We start from the raw sequence: 3780 nt of genomic DNA on the forward strand, positions 1-3780 counted from the left end.
ATCCCGGCGCGGCCTGCGACATCCCGTCCAACCTTTACTCGTTCTCGTTCGCGCAGAATCCCGAGTGGACGCGCGGCTACTCGGGCAGCCGGGAAATCCTCGAATACATTCGCGGCCTGGCCCGTGACAACGATCTGCTGCCGCTGATCCGCTTCCAGCACAACGTCGAAGCCCTGAGTTTCGATGGCGGCAAAGGCCTGTGGACGGTGACCTTGAGCGGCCGTGATCCGATCATCGCGCGCTCGGTGGTGATGGCCCAGGGACCGTTGTCGAACGCCGGCTTTCCGAACATCCGCGGCATCGAAAGCTTCAAGGGCAAGATGATTCACAGCGCCCGCTGGGATCACTCGTATGACTTCGCCGGCAAGCGAGTCGCGGTGATCGGCACCGGTGCGAGCGCCGTGCAGATCATCCCGGAACTGGTGAAGATTGCCGACAAGGTCAAGGTCTTCCAGCGCACGCCGGGCTGGGTGCTGCCGCGTCTCGACTTCCAGTCTCCGGAGTGGACCAAGGCACTGTTCAAGAAGCTGCCGTTCAGCCAGACGGCGGTGCGTGAAGCGATGTACTGGGTTCACGAGTCGATGGCGCTCGGCATGATCTGGAACACGCCGATGACCCGCGCGCTGGAACTGCTCGGCACCCGCTTCCGCGAAGCGCAGGTCAAGGACGCCTGGCTGCGCCGCCAGCTGACGCCGGACTTCAAGATCGGTTGCAAGCGCGTGCTGATGACCAACGATTACTACCCGGCGTTGCAGCAGCCGAACTGCGAACTGATCTCCTGGCCGATCGCCAACCTGTCGGAAAAGGGCATCCGCAGCGTCGAAGGCATCGAGCACCAGGTCGACTGCATCGTCTTCGCCACCGGTTTCGAAGTCTCGAAGAACGGTACGCCGTTCCCGGTGCACGGCCTCGGCGGTCGCGATCTGAACGCCGAATGGTCACGTGGCGCGCAGGCCTACAAGAGCGTGCAGGTCTCCGGCTATCCGAACCTGTACTTCACCTTCGGCCCGAACTCCGGCCCCGGCCACAACTCCGCGCTGGTCTACATGGAATCGCAGATCGACTACATCGTCCGCTCGGTCGGCCAAGTGGCCGGTGGCCAGCTGAAGTACGTCGACGTGCGCGCCGATGCGCAGAAGAAGTACAACGAGGGCATCCAGAAGCGGCTCGCGAAAACCAACTGGAATTCGGGCTGCAAGAGCTGGTATCTGTCCGAGGACGGCTTCAACTCGACCATGTATCCGGGCTTCGCCACCCAGTTCGCGCGGCAGATGGCGAGCTTCGAACTGCGCGACTATCGCCTGGTCTGAACCCGGCTTGTCATCAGCCAAGGCTTGCGCCTGGGCAGCGGAATCAGGACGATGGCGGTCCGCGCGAAATCAAGCTCGCGCAGACTGCCATCGTCCTTCGTGTTTTCGAGTCGAACCCCATGAGTCTTTCGCTGCGCGACCAGCTGCTGCAGGCTGGTCTCATCTCCAAGAAGCAAGCCGAGAAGGCGCAAGCCGCAACCGGCAAGGACAAGCCGCGTGGCCAGCACAACCACGGCAAGCAGATCACGGCGCAAGCCCCGAACGCCGAAGCGCTGAAAGCCGCTGAAGCGGCGCGCAAGGCCAAGGCCGCGAAGGATCGCGAGCTGATGGACAAGGCCAAGGAAAAGCAGGCGCTGAAAGCCAAGTACGCCGAGATCAAGCAGCTGGTCGAAGCCAACAAGCTGCCGCCGGTGGTCAGCGAAGATCTCTACAACTTCGTCGACCACAAGAACAACATCCGCCGCATTGCCGTAACGCCGGAACTGCGCGCGCAGATCATCGACGGCCGCGTCGGCATCGCTCGCTGCGAAGGCCGCTATTCGCTGGTGCCGGGCGCGGTGGCCGACAAGATCCGCGACCGCGATCCGCGCGCCGTTGCAACGATCAACCGCGAAGCCGACAAGGTCGACGAAAACGATCCGTACAAGGACTTCAAGGTGCCGGACGATCTGATCTGGTAACCCCGCTTTCGTAGGTCGGGCCACGCCCGACGCGCCCCTGCCAGCTAGCGGCGGCACCGTCGCCGACGGGGCGACCTACGAAAGCGAGGGCGATCAGGACAGCCCGGTGATGTTGCCGTCGTCGTCGATATCGATGTGCTCGGCCGCCGGGTGCAGCGGCAGGCCGGGCATGGTCATGATGTCGCCACAGACTGCGATTACGAAGCCGGCACCGGCGGACAGCCGCACTTCACGGATCGGCAGCACATGGCCTTCCGGCGCGCCCTTCAGGGCGGCATCGGTCGAGAACGAATACTGGGTCTTGGCGATGCAAACCGGCAGCCGGCCGTAGCCGGCGTCGGTCCATTCCTTGAGCTGCTTGCGGACCTTGGCATCGGCGCTGACCCCGGAGGCGCGATAGATGCGCCGGGCAACGGTTTCGATCTTGTCCAGCAGCGGCAGCGCATCGTCGTAGACGAAGCTCGGCGAGGCCGGCGCGGTTTCGCAGAGTTCGACGACGATCCGCGCCAGCGCTTCGGCGCCGGCCGGGCCTAGCGCCCAGTGATGCGACACCACGCAGGGCACGCCGAGTTCGGCACAGGCCGCGTGGATGAGGTCCAGTTCGGCTTGCGTGTCGGCGGTGAAGTGATTGATCGAGACCACGCAGGGCAGGCGATAGACCTCGCGGATGTTCTCGATGTGGCGGCGCAGGTTCGATAGGCCCGAGCGAACCGCATCGAGGTTTTCGCGGCCCATGTCCGCCATTGCCACGCCGCCGTGGAACTTGATCGCCCGCACGGTGGCGACGATCACCGCGGCTGCCGGATTCAGGCCGGCCTGGCGGCACTTGATGTCGATGAATTTCTCGGCACCGAGATCGGCACCGAAGCCGGCTTCGGTCACCACATAGCCACCGAGCTTGAGCGCCGCCTTGGTCGCGATCACCGAATTGCAGCCGTGGGCGATGTTCGCGAACGGACCGCCGTGGATCAGCACCGGGCTGCCGGCGATGGTCTGCACCAGGTTCGGCTTGATTGCTTCCTTGAGCAGCGCGGCCATCGCGCCATCGCATTTCAGATCGCGCGGCGTGATCGGCGCGCCGCTCAAGCTGTAACCGATGATGATGCGGCCGAGGCGCGCCTTGAGATCGGCCAGCGAGGTTGCCAGACACAGGATCGCCATCACTTCGGACGCGACGACGATGCTGAAGTGATCTTCCCGCGGCAGGCCATTGGCCTTGCCGCCGAGCGCCACCACGATGTCGCGCAGCGCCCGATCGTTCATGTCGACCACACGCCGCCAGGAGATGCGATGCAGATCGATCTGCAAGGCATTGCCGTGGTGGATGTGGTTGTCGATCATCGCCGCGAGCAGGTTGTTGGCGAGGCCAATGGCGTGGAAATCGCCAGTGAAATGGAGGTTGATGTCCTCCATCGGCAGCACCTGGCTCTGGCCGCCGCCGGTGGCGCCGCCCTTCTTGCCGAAGCATGGCCCGAGCGACGGCTCACGCAGGCAGGTGACGCTGCGTTTGCCGATCAGGTTCAGCGCATCGCCCAGGCCAACGGTGGTCGTGGTCTTGCCTTCGCCGGGCGGCGTCGGCGTGATCGCGGTGACCAGCACCAGCTTGCCGTCCGGCCGATCCTTGAGCGTGTCGATGTAACTGAGCGACAGCTTGGCCTTGTAGTGGCCATAGGGTTCCATCGCGTCGGCAGGAATGCCGAGGCAGTGCTCGATCAGGGGAATGATCGGTTGCAGGCGCGCGGCCTGGGCAATCTCGATATCGCTGGGCATGGGCGAAACGATTCAGTAGG

At 64.2% G+C, this 3780-nt stretch carries 3 protein-coding genes; 2 read left to right on the plus strand and 1 reads right to left on the minus strand.

All coding sequences use genetic code 11. The annotated features are described in order from the left end of the window. Together QZY06_RS19015 and QZY06_RS19020 are read left to right on the plus strand one after the other, a co-directional pair. On the plus strand, window positions 1-1310 hold a 1310-nt coding region (locus QZY06_RS19015; protein WP_295687070.1), incomplete at its 5' end, for an NAD(P)/FAD-dependent oxidoreductase. A gap of 119 nt (window positions 1311-1429) precedes the next feature. After that, window positions 1430-1990: a DUF2058 domain-containing protein gene (locus QZY06_RS19020; RefSeq protein ID WP_295687072.1), complete on the plus strand. Its 561-nt coding sequence runs from the start codon at window positions 1430-1432 to the stop codon at window positions 1988-1990. Between the two features lie 93 nt (window positions 1991-2083). Here QZY06_RS19020 and QZY06_RS19025 read toward each other — a convergent pair whose 3' ends face one another. After that, on the minus strand, window positions 2084-3760 hold the full coding sequence (locus tag QZY06_RS19025; protein ID WP_295687075.1) for a formate--tetrahydrofolate ligase: 1677 nt from the start codon (window positions 3758-3760) through the stop codon (window positions 2084-2086). Window positions 3761-3780: the final 20 nt, after the last annotated feature.

The organism is uncultured Nevskia sp., from assembly GCF_903885465.1.
Taxonomy (GTDB): domain Bacteria; phylum Pseudomonadota; class Gammaproteobacteria; order Nevskiales; family Nevskiaceae; genus Nevskia.

Excerpts from the sequence above, each read along its gene's own strand:
- QZY06_RS19020 (WP_295687072.1), top strand. The coding sequence starts at position 1,430 with ATGAGTCTTTCGCTGCGCGACCAGCTGCTGCAGGCTGGTCTCATCTCC.
- QZY06_RS19025 (WP_295687075.1), bottom strand. The coding sequence starts at position 3,760 with ATGCCCAGCGATATCGAGATTGCCCAGGCCGCGCGCCTGCAACCGATC.